At 54.6% G+C, this 16,311-nt stretch carries 16 protein-coding genes; 13 read left to right on the forward strand and 3 right to left on the reverse strand.

Annotated features, from left to right (window positions below; all coding sequences use genetic code 11):
* Positions 1 to 104 precede the first annotated feature (104 nt).
* From phnL to cbrB, 5 genes are all read left to right on the forward strand, one after another.
* A complete protein-coding gene (phnL, locus tag DA718_RS27180) occupies positions 105 to 785 on the forward strand; it encodes a phosphonate C-P lyase system protein PhnL (RefSeq protein ID WP_112216315.1) in 681 nt (226 codons plus the stop codon).
* A complete protein-coding gene (gene phnM, locus DA718_RS27185) occupies positions 782 to 1,918 on the forward strand; it encodes an alpha-D-ribose 1-methylphosphonate 5-triphosphate diphosphatase (protein WP_112216299.1) in 1,137 nt (378 codons plus the stop codon). Before phnL ends, phnM begins: the two co-directional genes overlap by 4 nt.
* Positions 1,918 to 2,481, forward strand: coding sequence for a ribose 1,5-bisphosphokinase (phnN, locus tag DA718_RS27190; protein WP_112216298.1), 564 nt, complete (start codon positions 1,918 to 1,920; stop codon positions 2,479 to 2,481). Before phnM ends, phnN begins: the two co-directional genes overlap by 1 nt.
* Positions 2,482 to 2,495: 14 nt before the next feature.
* Positions 2,496 to 3,254: a phosphonate metabolism protein PhnP gene (gene phnP / locus DA718_RS27195; RefSeq protein ID WP_112216297.1), complete on the forward strand. Its 759-nt coding sequence runs from the start codon at positions 2,496 to 2,498 to the stop codon at positions 3,252 to 3,254.
* Positions 3,255 to 3,472: 218 nt separating this feature from the next.
* Positions 3,473 to 3,943, forward strand: coding sequence for an inner membrane protein CbrB (cbrB, locus tag DA718_RS27200; protein ID WP_112216295.1), 471 nt, complete (start codon positions 3,473 to 3,475; stop codon positions 3,941 to 3,943).
* Here the strand turns inward: cbrB and yjdP are convergent.
* Together yjdP and rpiB are read right to left on the reverse strand one after the other, a co-directional pair.
* Complete coding sequence (gene yjdP, locus DA718_RS27205; protein ID WP_112216294.1) at positions 3,937 to 4,266, reverse strand: DDRRRQL repeat protein YjdP; 330 nt, start codon at positions 4,264 to 4,266, stop codon at positions 3,937 to 3,939. The genes cbrB and yjdP overlap by 7 nt on opposite strands.
* Before the next feature lie 69 nt (positions 4,267 to 4,335).
* Positions 4,336 to 4,785, reverse strand: a complete 450-nt coding sequence (rpiB, locus tag DA718_RS27210) for a bifunctional allose-6-phosphate isomerase/ribose-5-phosphate isomerase RpiB (protein WP_112216293.1) — start codon at positions 4,783 to 4,785, stop codon at positions 4,336 to 4,338.
* 363 nt (positions 4,786 to 5,148) lie between these two features.
* On the opposite strand from rpiB, the gene DA718_RS27215 reads away from it, so the two are divergent.
* The 8 genes from DA718_RS27215 to DA718_RS27250 all read left to right on the forward strand — a co-directional run bounded on the left by DA718_RS27215 (position 5,149) and on the right by DA718_RS27250 (position 14,606).
* The gene (locus DA718_RS27215; RefSeq protein ID WP_112216292.1) at positions 5,149 to 6,036 is read left to right on the forward strand and encodes a MurR/RpiR family transcriptional regulator; all 888 of its coding nucleotides are present in this window, start codon (positions 5,149 to 5,151) and stop codon (positions 6,034 to 6,036) included.
* Between the two features lie 187 nt (positions 6,037 to 6,223).
* A complete protein-coding gene (gene alsB, locus DA718_RS27220; protein ID WP_112215851.1) occupies positions 6,224 to 7,159 on the forward strand; it encodes a D-allose transporter substrate-binding protein in 936 nt (311 codons plus the stop codon).
* A gap of 76 nt (positions 7,160 to 7,235) precedes the next feature.
* On the forward strand, positions 7,236 to 8,768 hold the full coding sequence (alsA, locus tag DA718_RS27225; RefSeq protein WP_112215852.1) for a D-allose ABC transporter ATP-binding protein AlsA: 1,533 nt from the start codon (positions 7,236 to 7,238) through the stop codon (positions 8,766 to 8,768).
* Positions 8,747 to 9,727, forward strand: a complete 981-nt coding sequence (alsC, locus tag DA718_RS27230) for a D-allose ABC transporter permease (RefSeq protein ID WP_112215853.1) — start codon at positions 8,747 to 8,749, stop codon at positions 9,725 to 9,727. Before alsA ends, alsC begins: the two co-directional genes overlap by 22 nt.
* A 10-nt stretch (positions 9,728 to 9,737) precedes the next feature.
* The gene (alsE, locus tag DA718_RS27235) at positions 9,738 to 10,433 is read left to right on the forward strand and encodes a D-allulose 6-phosphate 3-epimerase (RefSeq protein ID WP_112215854.1); all 696 of its coding nucleotides are present in this window, start codon (positions 9,738 to 9,740) and stop codon (positions 10,431 to 10,433) included.
* Positions 10,417 to 11,328 carry an allose kinase gene (gene alsK, locus DA718_RS27240; RefSeq protein ID WP_112215855.1) on the forward strand — a complete coding sequence of 304 codons (912 nt, stop codon included), beginning with the start codon at positions 10,417 to 10,419 and terminating at the stop codon, positions 11,326 to 11,328. The genes alsE and alsK overlap by 17 nt, the downstream gene beginning before the upstream one ends.
* A 224-nt stretch (positions 11,329 to 11,552) precedes the next feature.
* A complete protein-coding gene (gene fdhF / locus DA718_RS27245) occupies positions 11,553 to 13,700 on the forward strand; it encodes a formate dehydrogenase subunit alpha (protein WP_112215856.1) in 2,148 nt (715 codons plus the stop codon).
* 222 nt (positions 13,701 to 13,922) lie between these two features.
* On the forward strand, positions 13,923 to 14,606 hold the full coding sequence (locus DA718_RS27250; RefSeq protein WP_112215857.1) for a tetratricopeptide repeat protein: 684 nt from the start codon (positions 13,923 to 13,925) through the stop codon (positions 14,604 to 14,606).
* Positions 14,607 to 14,640: 34 nt separating this feature from the next.
* Here DA718_RS27250 and gltP read toward each other — a convergent pair whose 3' ends face one another.
* The gene (gltP, locus tag DA718_RS27255; RefSeq protein ID WP_112215858.1) at positions 14,641 to 15,954 is read right to left on the reverse strand and encodes a glutamate/aspartate:proton symporter GltP; all 1,314 of its coding nucleotides are present in this window, start codon (positions 15,952 to 15,954) and stop codon (positions 14,641 to 14,643) included.
* Between the last annotated feature and the right edge of the window lie 357 nt (positions 15,955 to 16,311).

The raw sequence follows: 16,311 nt of genomic DNA on the forward strand, positions 1-16,311 counted from the left end.
TGCAGTTGCCCGGCGGCGCTTCGCTTGCACGGGCCTACGAACAGCGCACCTGTAGGCCGGGTAAGGCGCAGCCGCCACCCGGCAATCAACCCCCAGAGGCCAACATGATCCGCGTTGAAAACATCCATAAAACCTTTGTTCTGCACCAGCAGCACGGCGTGCGTCTGCCAGTTCTCGCCGACGCCTCGCTGACCGTTAACACCGGTGAATGCGTGGTGCTGCACGGCCATTCCGGCAGCGGAAAATCAACCCTGCTGCGTTCGCTTTACGCCAACTACCTGCCCGATAGCGGCCACATTCATATTCGCCACGGCGACGAATGGGTCGACCTGGTCAGCGCCTCGGCGCGTAAAGTGCTGGAAGTACGTAAAACCACCATCGGCTGGGTCAGCCAATTTTTGCGGGTGATCCCGCGCATCTCGGCTCTCGAAGTGGTCATGCAGCCGCTGCTCGAACTGGGCGTTACGCGCGAAGAGAGCGCCTCACGGGCTGCCCGCTTGCTGACGCGCCTGAACGTTCCTGAACGCCTGTGGCATCTGGCTCCTTCCACCTTTTCCGGCGGCGAGCAGCAGCGCGTCAATATCGCCCGCGGCTTCGCGGTCGATTACCCGATTTTACTCCTCGACGAACCTACCGCCTCGCTGGACGTGAAAAACAGCGCTGCGGTAGTGGAACTGATTAACGAAGCCAAAGCGCGCGGCGCGGCTATCGTCGGCATTTTTCACGACGAGGCAACGCGTAACCAGGTCGCCGACCGCCTGCATCCGATGGGGATTTCAGCATGATTATCAATAATGTAAAGCTGGTCCTCGAAGACGAGGTGGTCAACGGTTCGCTGGAAGTACAAGACGGCAGAATTTCTGCCTTTGCCGAAAGCCAGAGTCGCCTGGCGGAGGCGATTGACGGCGAAGGCGGCTGGCTGCTGCCGGGGCTGATTGAACTGCATACCGACAATCTGGACAAGTTTTTCACCCCGCGTCCCAAGGTGGACTGGCCCGCCCACTCGGCGATGAGCAGTCACGACGCGCTGATGATCGCCAGCGGCATCACCACCGTGCTGGATGCCGTCGCCATTGGTGACGTGCGCGACGGTGGCGATCGTCTGGAGAATCTGGAAAAGATGATCAACGCCGTGGAAGAGACGCAAAAACGCGGCCTCAACCGCGCCGAACACCGGCTGCATCTGCGCTGCGAGCTGCCGCATCACACCACTCTGCCGCTGTTTGAGAAGCTGGTTAACCGCGAGCCGGTAAGCATGGTCTCCCTGATGGATCACTCCCCAGGTCAGCGCCAGTACGCTGACCGCAGCAAATATCGCGACTACTACCAGGGGAAATATCATCTGACCAACGAAGAGATGGATAAATTCGAAGAGGAGCAGATGGCGCTGGCGGCGGCCTGGTCGCAGCCCAACCGGCAGAGCATTGCCGCCATGTGCCGCGAGCGGAATATCGCGCTAGCCAGCCACGACGACGCCACCCATGAACATGTGGTCGAATCGCACCAGCTTGGCAGCGTGATCGCCGAATTTCCCACTACATTAGCCGCAGCGCAGGCATCGCGTCAGCACGGGATGAACGTCCTGATGGGCGCGCCGAATATCGTACGCGGCGGCTCACATTCGGGCAACGTCGCCGCTCATCACCTGGCGAGCAGCGGCCTGCTGGATATTCTCTCTTCCGACTATTACCCCGCCAGCCTGCTGGATGCCGCTTTCCGCATCGCCGATGACGACGGCAACGCGTTTACCCTCGCCCAGGCTATTCGTCTGGTGAGCAAAAACCCCGCGCAGGCGCTGGGACTGCACGATCGCGGCGCGATTGCCGAAGGTAAACGCGCGGATCTGGTGCTGGCACACCATCGCGGCGAGCATATCCATATCGATAACGTCTGGCGTCAAGGTAAGAGGGTCTTTTAATGACAGGGAAACTGATTTGGCTGGTCGGCCCATCCGGCGCCGGCAAAGATAGCCTGCTGGCGGCGCTGCGCCAGCGCGAACACCCGCAGCTACTGGTGGCGCACCGTTACATTACCCGCCCGCACAACGCGGGCTGTGAGAACCATATCGCGCTCAGCGAACATGAGTTTTTCACCCGCGCCGAGCAGCATCTGTTTGCGCTTAGCTGGCACGCCAATAACAATTACTACGGTATTGGCATCGAGATTGACCTGTGGCTACACGCCGGGTTTGACGTGGTTGCCAACGGCTCCCGCGCTCACCTGGCCCAGGCAAAAACGCGCTATGCCGACGCCCTGCTGCCCATCTGTTTGCAGGTTTCGCCGGAAGTGCTGCGTCAACGCCTGGAGCAGCGTGGGCGAGAGAGTGAAACGGAGATCGCCCAACGGCTGGAGCGCGCCGCCCGTTATACGCCGAGCGCGTGCCTGACCCTCAACAACGATGGCCGTCTGAGCCAGTCGGTGGATGCCCTGGTGTCGCTGATCCGCGTCCACGGCAACCGGCGTGAACAGCAGCTCGCCTGATGCGAGGAGAATGCATGAGCCTGACTATCCGCTTAACCGGCACCGGCGGTGCGCAGCTGGTGCCGGTTTTCGGCTGCGACTGCCCCGCCTGCCGCCGCGCCCGCAGCGACGAGGCATATCGACGCCGCCCCTGTAGCGCGGTGGTCAAGTTCAACAGCGCGGTAACGCTGCTCGATGCCGGGTTACCGGATCTGATGGAGCAGTGGCCCGCCGGTAGCTTTCAGCAGTTTCTGCTCACCCATTATCATATGGATCATGTTCAGGGCCTGTTCCCACTGCGCTGGGGCGTGGGCGAAACCATTGCGGTATATGGCCCGCCCGATGAACAAGGCTGCGATGATCTGTTCAAACATCCGGGCCTGCTGGACTTCAGCCACAGCGTCGAACCGTTTGTCATGTTCGAGCTGCAAGGACTACGCGTCACGCCGTTGCCGCTAAACCACTCAAAGCTCACTTTTGGCTATCTGCTGGAGTCAGCCCATAGCCGGGTCGCCTGGCTATCCGACACCGCCGCCCTGCCGGAAAAAACGCTGAAATTTCTGCTCAACAACCAGCCGCAGCTCATTATCATCGACTGTAGCCACGAGCCGCGCCCGCAACCGCCGCGCAACCATTGCGATCTCAACACCGTGCGGGCGATTAACCAGGTGATTGGCTGCCCACGGGTGATCCTCACCCATATCAGCCACCAGTTCGATACGTGGATGATGGATAATTCTCTGCCTGCGGGATTTGAAGCGGGATTTGACGGTATGGAGATTGTGCTGGATTAAGAGCCTATCCCAGTAGGCGTTATTGGCGCAGCCAGTTTGAACACGGCCAGCGCGCAAGAACCGGAGCGTACACGTAGTACGTGAGGATTCTGAGCACTGCCCAGGTTCAAAATGGCAAGCAAAATAGCCCTAATGGGATTGGCTCTAAGCGCACTTCATCGTCTCTTCACTTAACATCACTACCTTCCTTTCAGACTTAACCATCTGAAGGGAATCATATGACGACAACACGACGAGTTCTTCACCACGGCGGCTGGTTTGCTCTGCTGGGGCCATCATGCGCCGGTTTGCCGGTTGCGATCATTTCAATCGTCGCTATCGCATTGCAGTATCACGAGTCACCGGGCGTCTTTCTTCGGAATATTGTCTCCATGCTGCCGTTCTTGCTTATCGTGACATGGTTAATCGGCGCCCTCCCCGCGCTGCTGACGGGTATTGCCGTCGCCTGCCTGCCTACATATATTTACGCGTTCCACTACAGGCGCACACTCGCGAGTGCGGCAATCGGTCTGGGGATTAGCGTGATGGCGGCGATATTAAGCATGTTGCTTTTTACTGATAGAGATCTTCTGCACTTTATCCTGAATGAAGAGGTTTTCTGGATTTTTACTGGCTCAGGTCTACTTGCCGGTGTGGTCATGGGGCTGATCATCCCCTGGCTACCACCGCGAGTCGCCCCACGTCAGTAATCATCATCCAGCCGACGCTGATCGCTCTCCAGTTGCCGACGATCCAGGTCCAGCTGGCGCTGACGATCGTCAAGCTGACGGCGACGATCCTCAATTTGACGCTGCTTGTCGTCATACTGCCGCTGGCGATCGCTGTTTTGCTGACGGCTGTCCTGATAGCGCCCATCATCATAATCATCGTCAGAACGGCTATCGCTGGGGTGATAAGCATCATTAATGGCCTGCTGAATATTGCCGATGGCGTCGTCAATAATATCAGCGTGAGCCAGCGGGTTGGCTAGCGCCAGGGTGCAGAAAAGCAAAGCGGTAGAGTAACGTTTCATAAAGCCAGTCTCATCGGTGGGCTGGCTCTACGTTAATCAACGGCTATCATCGCGAGTAGCGGAGGAATCTCAAATCCGCTGCTGTTCAATCGCGCCGATAGCATCTACCCTGCCCTGATGACGCCCGCCTTCAAACTCGGCTGCCAGCCAGGCATCGACGATCATTTTCGCCAGCTCAAGACCAATCACCCGCGAACCAAAAGCCAGGATATTGCTGTTATTATGCTGGCGTGAAAGCTGCGCGGAATAAGGCTCGCTGCACACGACGGCGCGAATGCCGGGGTGTTTATTAGCAGCGATAGAGATGCCGACGCCGGTACCGCAGATAAGAATTCCGCCGTCCACTTCCCCGGCTGCAACGGCCTGAGCGACGGCGCTGGCGTAGCGCGGATAGTCGGTTCGCTCTGTTGACCATGCTCCTTTATCCACGACCTCGATACCGCGCTGGTGCAGGTGCGCCAGAATATCGTCTTTCAGGATAAACCCAACGTGATCGCAGCCAAATGCAATCCTTTTCATACATAGCCTCGCCTGTTGTTAACTTTACGAACATAGGTTGTCTTGTGATTTAAACGGCAGTTATTGCCGATTTAAACAGCAAAATCACCGTCATCTGTGCCTGTTCTACACGGCGTCATTTCACAAATCAAGTATGAAAAATATTTACGTCGAATATTCTCATTTTTACAACGTAACAATAAACAACATAACTAAATGATTTATATGCATTTAAATCATAAATTCATTTTTTAAAGATTCAATAAAACTTCACAAAATACAAAACTTTATAAAAATACATTTTTTGTGAAGTTGATTGTATCTTTTCTGTTTTGCCTGTGGTGATATAGTGGCGTCTTCATTTTATGGACAATAGAGAAAGCGATGAGTCAGTCAGAATCCAGTTCGCTCCCCAACGGTATCGGCCTCGCCCCCTGGCTTCGCATGAAGCAGGAAGGTATGACCGAGAACGAAAGCCGAATCGTCGAATGGTTGCTTAAGCCCGGCAATCTGAGCGATGCGCCGGCTATAAAGGATGTCGCGGAAGCGCTGTCGGTATCCGAAGCCATGATCGTGAAGGTTTCTAAACTGCTGGGCTTTAGCGGTTTTCGTAATCTGCGCAGCGCGCTTGAGGCCTACTTTTCGCAGTCTGAACAGGTTCTTCCTGCCGAGCTTTCCTTTGATGAAGCGCCGCAGGATGTGGTGAACAAAGTGTTTAACATCACCCTGCGCACCATTATGGAAGGCCAGTCGATCGTCAACGTTGATGAGATTCATCGCGCGGCGCGCTTCTTTGCCCAGGCCAATCAGCGCGACCTGTACGGCGCGGGCGGCTCTAACGCCATCTGTGCCGACGTGCAGCACAAATTTTTACGCATCGGCGTGCGCTGCCAGACTTATCCGGACGCACATATCATGATGATGTCCGCGTCGCTGCTGAAAGAAGGCGACGTGGTGCTGGTGGTTTCCCACTCCGGACGCACCAGCGATATTAAATCGGCGGTGGAACTGGCTAAAAAGAATGGGGCCAAAATTATCTGCATCACCCACAGCTATCATTCACCGATTGCCAAACTAGCTGATTTTATTATTTGTTCGCCAGCACCAGAGACGCCTTTATTGGGACGAAACGCCTCAGCGCGTATATTACAACTGACATTATTAGATGCGTTCTTTGTTTCAGTCGCACAACTAGATATTGATCAAGCGAATTTAAATATGCAAAAAACCGGCGCGATTGTTAATTTCTTTTCACCCGGCGCACTGAAGTAAATATACCCTAAATAATTCGAGTTGCAGGCAGGCGGCAAGTAAGAGAGTCCCGATGAGCTTACTCAAGTAAGTGATTCGGGTGAACGCACGTAGCCAACGCAAATGCAACTTGAAGTATGACGGGTATAAAAATCGATCCCACCTTTGTGGGATCAATAAAACTGTATCTTACACCGAGAGTATTGATATGAATAAATATCTGAAAATTTTCAGCGGTACGCTCATGGGCGTAATGTTAACCACCAGCGCTTTTGCCGCCGCTGATTACGCTGTCGTATTAAAAACATTATCTAACCCATTCTGGGTTGATATGAAAAAAGGCATTGAAGATGAAGCCAAAACGTTGGGCGTCAGCGTCGATATTTTTGCCTCCCCTTCGGAAGGCGATTTCCAGTCGCAGCTGCAGTTGTTTGAAGACCTGAGCAACAAAAACTACAAAGGTATCGCCTTTGCGCCACTCTCCTCCGTAAATCTGGTGATGCCGGTGGCTAAAGCCTGGAAAAAGGGCATCTATCTGGTCAACCTCGATGAAAAAATCGATATGGATAACCTGAAGAAAGCCGGCGGCAACGTGGAAGGTTTTGTCACTACCGACAACGTGGCGGTAGGGGCAAAAGGCGCTGACTTTATCATCGACAAACTGGGCGCTGAAGGCGGCGAAGTCGCTATTATCGAAGGCAAAGCTGGTAACGCGTCCGGTGAAGCTCGCCGTAACGGCGCCACCGAAGCCTTCAAAAAAGCCAGCCAGATCAAGCTGGTTGCCAGCCAGCCCGCCGACTGGGACCGTATTAAAGCACTGGATGTTGCCACTAACGTGTTGCAGCGTAACCCGAACGTCAAAGCGATTTACTGCGCCAACGACACCATGGCAATGGGCGTCTCGCAAGCCGTCGCTAACGCGGGCAAAACGGGCAAAATTCTGGTCGTCGGCACCGATGGCATTCCGGAAGCGCGCAAGATGGTCGAAGCCGGGCAGATGACGGCTACCATCGCGCAAAACCCGGCGGATATTGGTGCAACCGGTCTGAAGCTAATGGTTGATGCAGAGAAGAGCGGCAAAGTAATCGCGCTGGATAAAGCCCCGCAATTTAAGCTGGTGGATTCCATTCTGGTGACGAAATAACACAGGCCTTGTCCGGTCTGTTGCCCTCACCCCGGCCCTCTCCCACAGGGAGAGGGTGAAAATATAAGGAATCTCTATGCTCACGCCATATATTTCAATGGCGGGGATCGGCAAATCCTTTGGTCCGGTTCACGCATTAAAATCGGTTGATTTAACTGTTTACCCTCACGAAATACATGCGTTATTAGGGGAAAATGGTGCCGGTAAATCAACGCTGATGAAAGTTCTGTCGGGAATACATGAACCGACCAAAGGCACCATTACCATTAATAACGTCAACTACGACAAGCTGGACCATAAATTAGCAGCCCAGCTCGGCATCGGTATTATTTATCAAGAACTCAGCGTTATTGATGAATTAACGGTGCTGGAAAATTTATATATTGGCCGTCACCTGACGAAAAAAGTCTGCGGCGTCAAGGTTATCGACTGGCGAGAAATGCGCGTGCGGGCGGCAATGATGCTGCTGCGCGTTGGATTAAAAGTCAGCCTGGACGAGAAAGTGGCGAATCTGTCCATCAGCCACAAGCAGATGCTGGAAATCGCCAAGACGCTGATGCTCGACGCCAAAGTGCTGATCATGGATGAACCCACCTCCTCGCTGACCAATAAAGAGGTGGACTATCTGTTCCTGATCATGAACCAGCTGCGCAAAGAGGGCACCGCCATCGTCTATATCTCGCACAAGCTGGCGGAAATTCGTCGCATCTGCGATCGCTATACGGTGATGAAAGACGGCAGCAGCGTGTGCAGCGGGATGGTCAGCGAAGTGAATAACGATGACATCGTGCGCCTGATGGTCGGACGCGAGCTACAGAACCGCTTCAACGCCATGAAAGAGAGTACCGGCAACATCGTGCGCGAAACGGTCTTCGAAGTGAAAAACGTCACCAGCCACGACAAGAAAAAAGTTCGCGATATCTCCTTTAGCGTCAATCGCGGTGAAATTCTTGGCTTTGCCGGACTGGTGGGCTCCGGGCGCACTGAATTAATGAACTGCCTGTTTGGTGTCGATAAGCGCGCAGGCGGCAAAATCTACCTTAATGGCAAAGAGATCTCCCCTCGCACGCCGCTTGACGCTTTAAAGAAAGGCATGGGCTACATCACCGAAAGCCGCCGGGAAAACGGCTTTTTCCCCAATTTTTCCATCGCCCAGAACATGGCGGTTAGCCAGAGCCTGAAGCGCGGTGGTTATAAAGGTGCAATGGGACTATTTCACGAAAGCAGTGAACACAAAACGGCCGAAGAGCAGCGCCAACTGCTGGGGCTGAAGTGTCATTCCGTCGATCAGAACATTGGCGAGCTTTCCGGCGGAAACCAGCAAAAAGTGCTGATATCCAAATGGTTATGCTGCAACCCCGAAGTGATTATTTTCGACGAGCCAACGCGCGGTATCGACGTCGGCGCAAAAGCCGAAATTTATAAAGTGATGCGCCAGCTGGCCGATGACGGAAAAGTCATCCTGATGGTGTCGTCCGAACTTCCTGAAATTATCGCCGTCTGCGACCGCATTGCCGTGTTCTGCGAAGGGCGACTGACGCAAATCCTGACCAATCGCGACGATCTGAGCGAAGAGGAGATTATGGCATGGGCACTACCACAAGAGTGAAAAGCGACATGGACGAGAAAAAACCGTTTAACTTCGCGCTGTTCTGGGATAAATACGGCACCTTTTTTATCCTCGCAATTATCGTCGCGATATTTGGCACCCTGTCGTCGGAGTATTTCCTGACGACCAACAACATTACGCAGATCTTCGTGCAGAGTTCGGTGACCGTGCTGATCGGCATGGGCGAATTCTTCGCGATCCTCGTCGCCGGGATCGACCTGTCGGTCGGAGCAATCCTCGCGCTCTCCGGGATGGTCACCGCCAAGCTGATGCTGGCGGGCGTCGATCCGTTCCTTGCGGCGCTGATTGGCGGCGTGTTGGTCGGCGGTGCGCTGGGGGCGATTAACGGTTGCCTGGTCAACTGGACCGGCCTGCATCCGTTTATTATCACCCTTGGCACCAACGCTATTTTCCGCGGCATTACGCTGGTGATTTCCGATGCCAACTCGGTGTACGGCTTCTCATTTGGCTTCGTTAACTTCTTTGCTGCCACGCCGTTGGGCATTCCAGTACCGGTCATTTTCTCGCTGATTGTGGCGGTTTTGCTGTGGTTTTTGACCACTCGCACCCGGCTGGGGCGCAATATCTATGCGCTGGGCGGCAACAAAAACTCCGCGTTTTACTCCGGTATCGACGTCAAATTCCACATGCTGCTGGTGTTTATTATCTCCGGCGTTTGCGCTGGCCTTGCGGGCGTGGTTTCTACGGCACGTCTCGGCGCGGCGGAACCGCTGGCAGGCATGGGCTTTGAAACGTACGCCATCGCCAGCGCCATTATCGGCGGCACCAGCTTCTTCGGTGGCAAGGGACGCATCTTCTCAGTGGTCATTGGCGGCTTAATCATCGGCACCATCAACAACGGACTGAATATTCTGCAAGTACAAACCTACTACCAACTGGTGGTGATGGGCGGATTAATCATCGCGGCTGTCGCTCTCGACCGTCTTATCAGTAAGTAAGGAATTTATAATGAAAATTGCTCCCTCTTTAATGTGTATGGATCTGCTGAAATTCAAAGAACAGATCGAGTTTATCGACCAGCACGCAGACTATTTTCACATCGACATTATGGACGGCCATTTTGTACCGAACCTGACGCTGTCGCCGTTTTTCGTCAGCCAGGTGAAGCGGCTGGCCAGCAAACCGCTGGACTGCCACCTGATGGTCACCCGCCCGCAGGATTACATCAGCCAGCTGGCGCAGGCGGGCGCGGACTTTATCACCCTGCACCCGGAGACCATTAACGGCCAGGCCTTCCGCCTGATTGAGGAAATCCGCCGCCTCGGCATGAAAGTAGGGCTGATCCTCAACCCGGAAACTCCGGTTGAGACTATGAAGTACTACATTCATAAAGCCGACAAAATCACGGTGATGACTGTCGATCCAGGCTTCGCCGGACAGCCGTTTATCCCGGAGATGCTGGAGAAAATCGCTGAGTTGAAAGCCTGGCGCGAGCGCGAAGGACTGAGCTACGAAATCGAAATCGACGGCTCCTGCAACAAAGCCACCTACAAAAAACTGATGGCGGCGGGCGCAGATGTCTTTATCGTCGGCACGTCCGGCCTCTTTAACCATGGTGACAACATCCATGACGCGTGGCAGGTGATGGCGGAGCAGATCCTGGCGGCGAAAAACGAGGTACAGCCTCATGCAAAAACAGCGTAACGTCGTCGCGGGCGTGGATATGGGGGCGACCCATATCCGTTTTTGTCTGCAAACGGCGCAGGGCGAAGCGCTGCACTGTGAAAAGCTGCGCACTGCGGACGTTATCGCCGCCGATGGCCTGGTCAGCGGTATTCAAAGCCTGCTACAGCGGCAGCTTGCCAACCACTCTGCCCACTGTTGTGGGCTGGTGATGGGCTTTCCGGCGCTGGTGGCAAAAGACAAACGCACGATTATCTCTACCCCCAATCTGCCTCTGACCGCCGACGATCTGTATAACCTGGTCGACCGGCTGGAAGCAGCATTAGGCTGCCCGGTGGAGTTTTCCCGCGACGTTAATTTGCAGCTCTCGTTTGATGTCCAGGAAAATGGTCTGCAAGAGCAGGAGGTGCTGGCGGCTTATCTCGGTACCGGAATGGGCTTCGCTATCTGGCTGAACGGCGCGCCGTGGACCGGGGCGCACGGCGTTGCGGGCGAGCTGGGGCATATTCCACAGGGCGATGACGCCCTCACCTGCGCCTGCGGTAATCCCGGCTGTCTGGAAACTGTCTGCTCCGGCATAGCGCTAAAACGTTGGTACGAGCAGGAGCCGAGGGCTTATGAACTTGGCGAGCTGTTTATTCACGCCGTACAAGAACCGTTTGTCCAGACGTTGCTGAACCATGCCGCTCGCGCCATCGCCACCAGCATCAACCTGTTCGACCCTGACGCAGTGATCCTTGGCGGCGGCGTGATGGATATGCCCGCCTTTCCGCGCGACGCGCTAATCGAAATGGTCAAAACCTACGTTCGTCGCCCTCTGCCGTATCAGGCGCTGCGCTTTGTTGCAGCTTCCTCATCGGCGTTCAACGGAGCGCAGGGCGCGGCGGCACTGGCCCGCAGCTATTATTTAGCATAAATTTTTCCGGGTTGTGGCCTGAACGCCTTACCCGGATTTCCCTTCCCCGTCACATCCCTTCGCTTCGACACGTCAAAACTGACGATAGCCTGTTTTTCGTCAGCATTTCGCCCAAAAAAACGACGTATCATCAGTCGATACCCACAATGAAAACATGGCATAGAAGATGCATAGTGACGGCGCGATAGCGCGTATGCGCCAATTGATTAACTGGAGCAAGACCGATGAAAAAAGTCGTCACGGTTTGCCCATATTGCGCATCAGGTTGCAAAATCAACCTGGTGGTCGATAACGGCAAAATCGTCCGGGCTGAGGCGGCGCAGGGGAAAACCAACCAGGGTACCCTGTGTCTGAAAGGCTATTATGGCTGGGATTTCATTAACGATACCCAGATCCTGACCCCACGCCTCAAAACCCCAATGATCCGTCGCCAGCGTGGCGGCAAACTGGAATCCGTCTCCTGGGATGAGGCGCTCGACTACGTCGCCACCCGTCTCAGCGCCATTAAAGAGAAGTATGGCCCTGACGCAATTCAGACTACCGGTTCGTCCCGCGGGACGGGTAATGAAACTAACTATGTGATGCAAAAATTCGCGCGCGCCGTTATTGGTACTAATAACGTCGACTGCTGCGCTCGCGTCTGACACGGCCCTTCGGTTGCAGGTCTGCACCAATCGGTCGGTAACGGCGCTATGAGTAATGCCATCACTGAGATCGACAATACCGATCTCGTATTTATCTTCGGGTACAACCCGGCAGATTCACACCCTATTGTGGCGAATCACGTAATTAACGCCAAACGCAATGGGGCGAAAATTATTGTCTGCGATCCGCGTAAAATCGAAACCGCGCGCATTGCCGATATGCACATTGCGTTGAAGAACGGCTCGAACATCGCGCTACTCAACGCCATCGGGCACGTCATTATTGAAGAGGATCTCTACGATAAATCCTTCGTCGCCAGCCGTTCTGAGGGCTTCGAGGAGTATCGCAAAATCGTCGAAGGCTATACGCCGGAGTCGGTGGAAGAGATTACCGGCGTCAGCGCTCAGGAGATCCGCACCTGCGCCCGTATGTACGCCAGCGCGAAATCCGCCGCCATTCTGTGGGGTATGGGCGTCACCCAGTTCTACCAAGGCGTGGAGACCGTACGTTCTCTGACCAGCCTGGCGATCCTGACCGGCAACCTCGGCAAGCCGAGCGTTGGCGTCAACCCGGTGCGTGGTCAGAACAACGTTCAGGGTGCTTGCGATATGGGTGCGCTGCCGGATACTTATCCCGGCTATCAGTACGTCAAGTTCCCGGAAAACCGCGAGAAATTCGCCAAAGCCTGGGGCGTTGACAGCCTGCCGGAACATACCGGTTATCGCATCAGCGAACTGCCACATCGCGCGGCGCACGGTGAAGTGCGGGCGGCGTACATCATGGGTGAAGATCCGCTTCAGACCGACGCCGAGCTGTCCGCCGTGCGTAAAGCGTTTGAAGAGCTGGAACTGGTTATCGTCCAGGATATTTTCATGACCAAAACCGCATCGGCGGCTGATGTCATCCTGCCGTCCACTTCGTGGGGCGAGCATGAAGGTGTCTATACCGCAGCGGACCGTGGCTTCCAGCGCTTCTTTAAAGCGGTTGAACCGAAGTGGGATCTGAAAACCGACTGGCAGATTATCAGCGAAATCGCCACTCGGATGGGCTACAAGATGCATTACAACAACACCCAGGAAATTTGGGACGAGTTGCGTCATCTGTGCCCGGATTTCGTTGGCGCGACCTACGAGAAAATGGGCGAGCTGGGCTACATTATGTGGCCGTGCCGCGATGAATCCGACGCCGATCAGGGGACCTCTTATCTGTTTAAAGAGAAGTTCGATACCCCGAATGGTCTGGCGCAGTTCTTCACCTGCGACTGGGTCGCGCCGATTGACAAGCTCACCGAGCAGTACCCGATGGTGCTGTCGACGGTGCGTGAAGTCGGCCACTACTCGTGCCGCTCGATGACCGGTAACTGTGCGGCGCTGGCCGCGCTGGCGGATGAACCTGGCTATGCGCAAATCAATACCACCGATGCCGAACGTTTGGGCATTGAGGATGAAGCGCTGGTGTGGGTTAACTCGCGCAAAGGCCGCATTATCACTCGCGCGCAGGTCAGCGATCGTCCGAACAAAGGGGCGGTCTATATGACCTACCAGTGGTGGATTGGCGCCTGTAACGAGCTGGTGACCGAGAACCTGAGCCCAATAACCAAAACGCCGGAGTACAAGTACTGTGCCGTCAACATTGAGCGGATTAGCGATCAACGTGCCGCCGAGCAGTATGTGATTGACGAGTACAACAAGCTGAAATCCCGTCTGCGCGAAAGCGCAATGGGTTAATCAAGCCGCCTCCCCGGAGGCGGTGCTTCTCATCTGTCCGTGCTACCGGACCACAGACAACTGTGAATTTGTAGCCCGGGCAAGGCGCGTTAGCGCCGCCCCCGGGAAACAGACGGCACTATTGTTCGGGTAAAGCATGGGAACTCCCCACGAGTTCCCGTCGTTTTCTTCTTCTTCGCCTCCCTTTATACTGCTCACTATGTCCTCTACCGATAATAAAAAATGAAATACCTCTCTTTACTGCTGGTGATAGTAAGCCTCACCGCAGGAGCCATGGAACCTGGCAGCCAATACAAACAGCAAGCCGAAGCGGGCGATCCGCGCGCACAATATTACCTGGCGGATACTTACGTCAGCTTCGGTGATTTTCCGCAGGCCGAATACTGGGCGCAAAAAGCGGCTGACAAGGGTGACGGTGATGCGCTGGCGTTGTTGGCCCAGCTTAAGATTCGTAATCCGCAGCAGGCCGACTATCACCAGGCCAAGGCGCTGGCAGAACAATCCGTGCAGGTTGGCAGCAAGGCGGGTGAAATTGTTCTCGCTCGGGTGCTGGTGAACCAGCAGGCCGGAACGCCGAACTATCCGCACGCCATTACGCTGTTGCAGGATGCCGCGCGGGACCCGGAAAGCGACTCCGCTGTCGACGCCCAAATGCTGCTGGGATTGATCTACGCCAGCGGCGTTCATCCGCCGGAAGATGACGCAAAGGCGACGCAGTACTTTAAAGAGAGCTCCGCTCTCTCCCGCACTGGCTATGCCGAATACTGGGCCGGAATGCTGTTCCAGCAAGGGGAAAAAGGCTTTATTGAACCGAATAAACAGAAAGCGCTGCACTGGCTCAATGTCAGCTGTCAGGAAGGGTTTGATACCGGGTGCGAAGAGTTCGACAGGATAAGTAAAAGATAAGAAAAAGCCCGATGCGATGCACCGGGCTTTGTTTTTATTGCGCCGTTTTATCAAATTTGCCCAGCACTTCACGCTCATACGCCAGCGCTTTTTTGCGGTCAAACTTGTGCTCCCACTTGGCGATAACCAGTACCGCCAGCGCGTTACCCACTACGTTCAGCGCGGTACGCGCCATATCGAGGATACGGTCAACGCCAGCAATGAACGCCAGACCTTCCAGCGGAATCCCCACGCTGCCCAGCGTCGCCAGCAGCACCACGAAGGAGACGCCCGGTACGCCCGCAATCCCTTTCGACGTCACCATCAGCGTCAGTACGAGGGTAATTTCCTGCCAGATGGACAGATCAATACCGTACAGCTGGGCAATAAAGATGGCCGCGATACTCTGGTACAACGTTGAGCCATCGAGGTTAAACGAGTAGCCGGTCGGTACCACGAAGCTGGTGATCGCCGCCGGCGCGCCATAGGCTTCCATCTTCTCGATAATTCGCGGCAGCACGCTTTCAGAGCTGGCGGTGGAGTACGCCAGAATCAGCTCATCTTTCAGAATGCGAATCAGGATCCAGATACTTAGCCCGCATACACGCGCCACGATGCCCAGCACCACCAGTGCGAAAAACAGAATCGCGAAGTAAACCAGAATCACCAGCTTCGCCAGCGGCCACAGTGAGGCGAAGCCGAAGGTCGCCACGGTCACCGAGATCAGCGCAAATACCCCGATCGGCGCATAGCGCATCACCATGTGCGTCACTTTAAACATGGTTTCGGAGATGGAGCGGAACACCGTGACCAGCGGTTCACGATGGGTGGCGGGCAGCGAAGATAACCCTAAGCCGAACAGCACCGAGAAGAAAATAATCGGCAGCATGTCGCCTTTCGCCATCGACGCCACGATATTGGTCGGCACCAGCGAAAGGATCGTGCCCATGAAACCATGCGCGTGACTCTGCACTTCCGCCGTGGTGCTCTGATATTTTGAAATATCCACCGCCGCCAGTTGCGACATATCGATCCCGGTTCCCGGCTGGAAAACGTTAGCCAGGGTAATCCCCAGCACGATCGCCACCGTAGTGATCACTTCAAAATAGATAATGGTTTTCGCGCCGATACGGCCCAGCTGTTTCGCATCACCCACGCCCGCAATGCCAACCACCAGGGTCGAAATCACAATCGGTACAACGATCATTTTTATCAGATGGATAAAGATATCGCCGGCAGGCGTCAGGAGATTCGAGATTAACCAGTCGCGGCTTTCAGCGTGGTAATGCAGGTAACTACCCAGAAGTATGCCCAGCACCAGGGCCAGCAAAATTTGCCAGGCCAGGCTGACTTTTGTTTTTTTCTTCACTACAGACTTCCTCAATGAAAGGCACCATTCCAGGAGGTAATGACGCCTACTGAAAGGGGTATGAATTGTGTTGCGTTGCTTTATAGGATTATTTAACGCGCAGTATCAGTATCATTTGCACGGCATGCTGCGCAAGTCTTTAAGAACAGGGGTTTAATCTTGTTTTCTGCATAAACTCGCTAATATTGTCGCCTTACATTGCATAAGTATTTGTTATAAAAAATATTTAATATATTCATTTTCTATAAATCATCATAAGAAATTATTTCATCTCAAAGTTTCATTTGATTGCTTTTCATTCAATTTAATTATTGCGTGATCTGCCCCCCAAATAGCAAACAAAGCCGCCAAAGCCCC

The sequence above is a fragment of the Klebsiella huaxiensis genome (assembly GCF_003261575.2).
Lineage (GTDB): Bacteria > Pseudomonadota > Gammaproteobacteria > Enterobacterales > Enterobacteriaceae > Klebsiella > Klebsiella huaxiensis.

Coding starts and splice junctions, on each gene's coding strand:
- phnL (WP_112216315.1), top strand. CDS start 105: ATGATCCGCGTTGAAAACATCCATAAAACCTTTGTTCTGCACCAGCAG.
- phnM (WP_112216299.1), top strand. CDS start 782: ATGATTATCAATAATGTAAAGCTGGTCCTCGAAGACGAGGTGGTCAAC.
- phnN (WP_112216298.1), top strand. CDS start 1,918: ATGACAGGGAAACTGATTTGGCTGGTCGGCCCATCCGGCGCCGGCAAA.
- phnP (WP_112216297.1), top strand. CDS start 2,496: ATGAGCCTGACTATCCGCTTAACCGGCACCGGCGGTGCGCAGCTGGTG.
- cbrB (WP_112216295.1), top strand. CDS start 3,473: ATGACGACAACACGACGAGTTCTTCACCACGGCGGCTGGTTTGCTCTG.
- yjdP (WP_112216294.1), bottom strand. CDS start 4,266: ATGAAACGTTACTCTACCGCTTTGCTTTTCTGCACCCTGGCGCTAGCC.
- rpiB (WP_112216293.1), bottom strand. CDS start 4,785: ATGAAAAGGATTGCATTTGGCTGCGATCACGTTGGGTTTATCCTGAAA.
- DA718_RS27215 (WP_112216292.1), top strand. CDS start 5,149: ATGAGTCAGTCAGAATCCAGTTCGCTCCCCAACGGTATCGGCCTCGCC.
- alsB (WP_112215851.1), top strand. CDS start 6,224: ATGAATAAATATCTGAAAATTTTCAGCGGTACGCTCATGGGCGTAATG.
- alsA (WP_112215852.1), top strand. CDS start 7,236: ATGCTCACGCCATATATTTCAATGGCGGGGATCGGCAAATCCTTTGGT.
- alsC (WP_112215853.1), top strand. CDS start 8,747: ATGGGCACTACCACAAGAGTGAAAAGCGACATGGACGAGAAAAAACCG.
- alsE (WP_112215854.1), top strand. CDS start 9,738: ATGAAAATTGCTCCCTCTTTAATGTGTATGGATCTGCTGAAATTCAAA.
- alsK (WP_112215855.1), top strand. CDS start 10,417: ATGCAAAAACAGCGTAACGTCGTCGCGGGCGTGGATATGGGGGCGACC.
- DA718_RS27250 (WP_112215857.1), top strand. CDS start 13,923: ATGAAATACCTCTCTTTACTGCTGGTGATAGTAAGCCTCACCGCAGGA.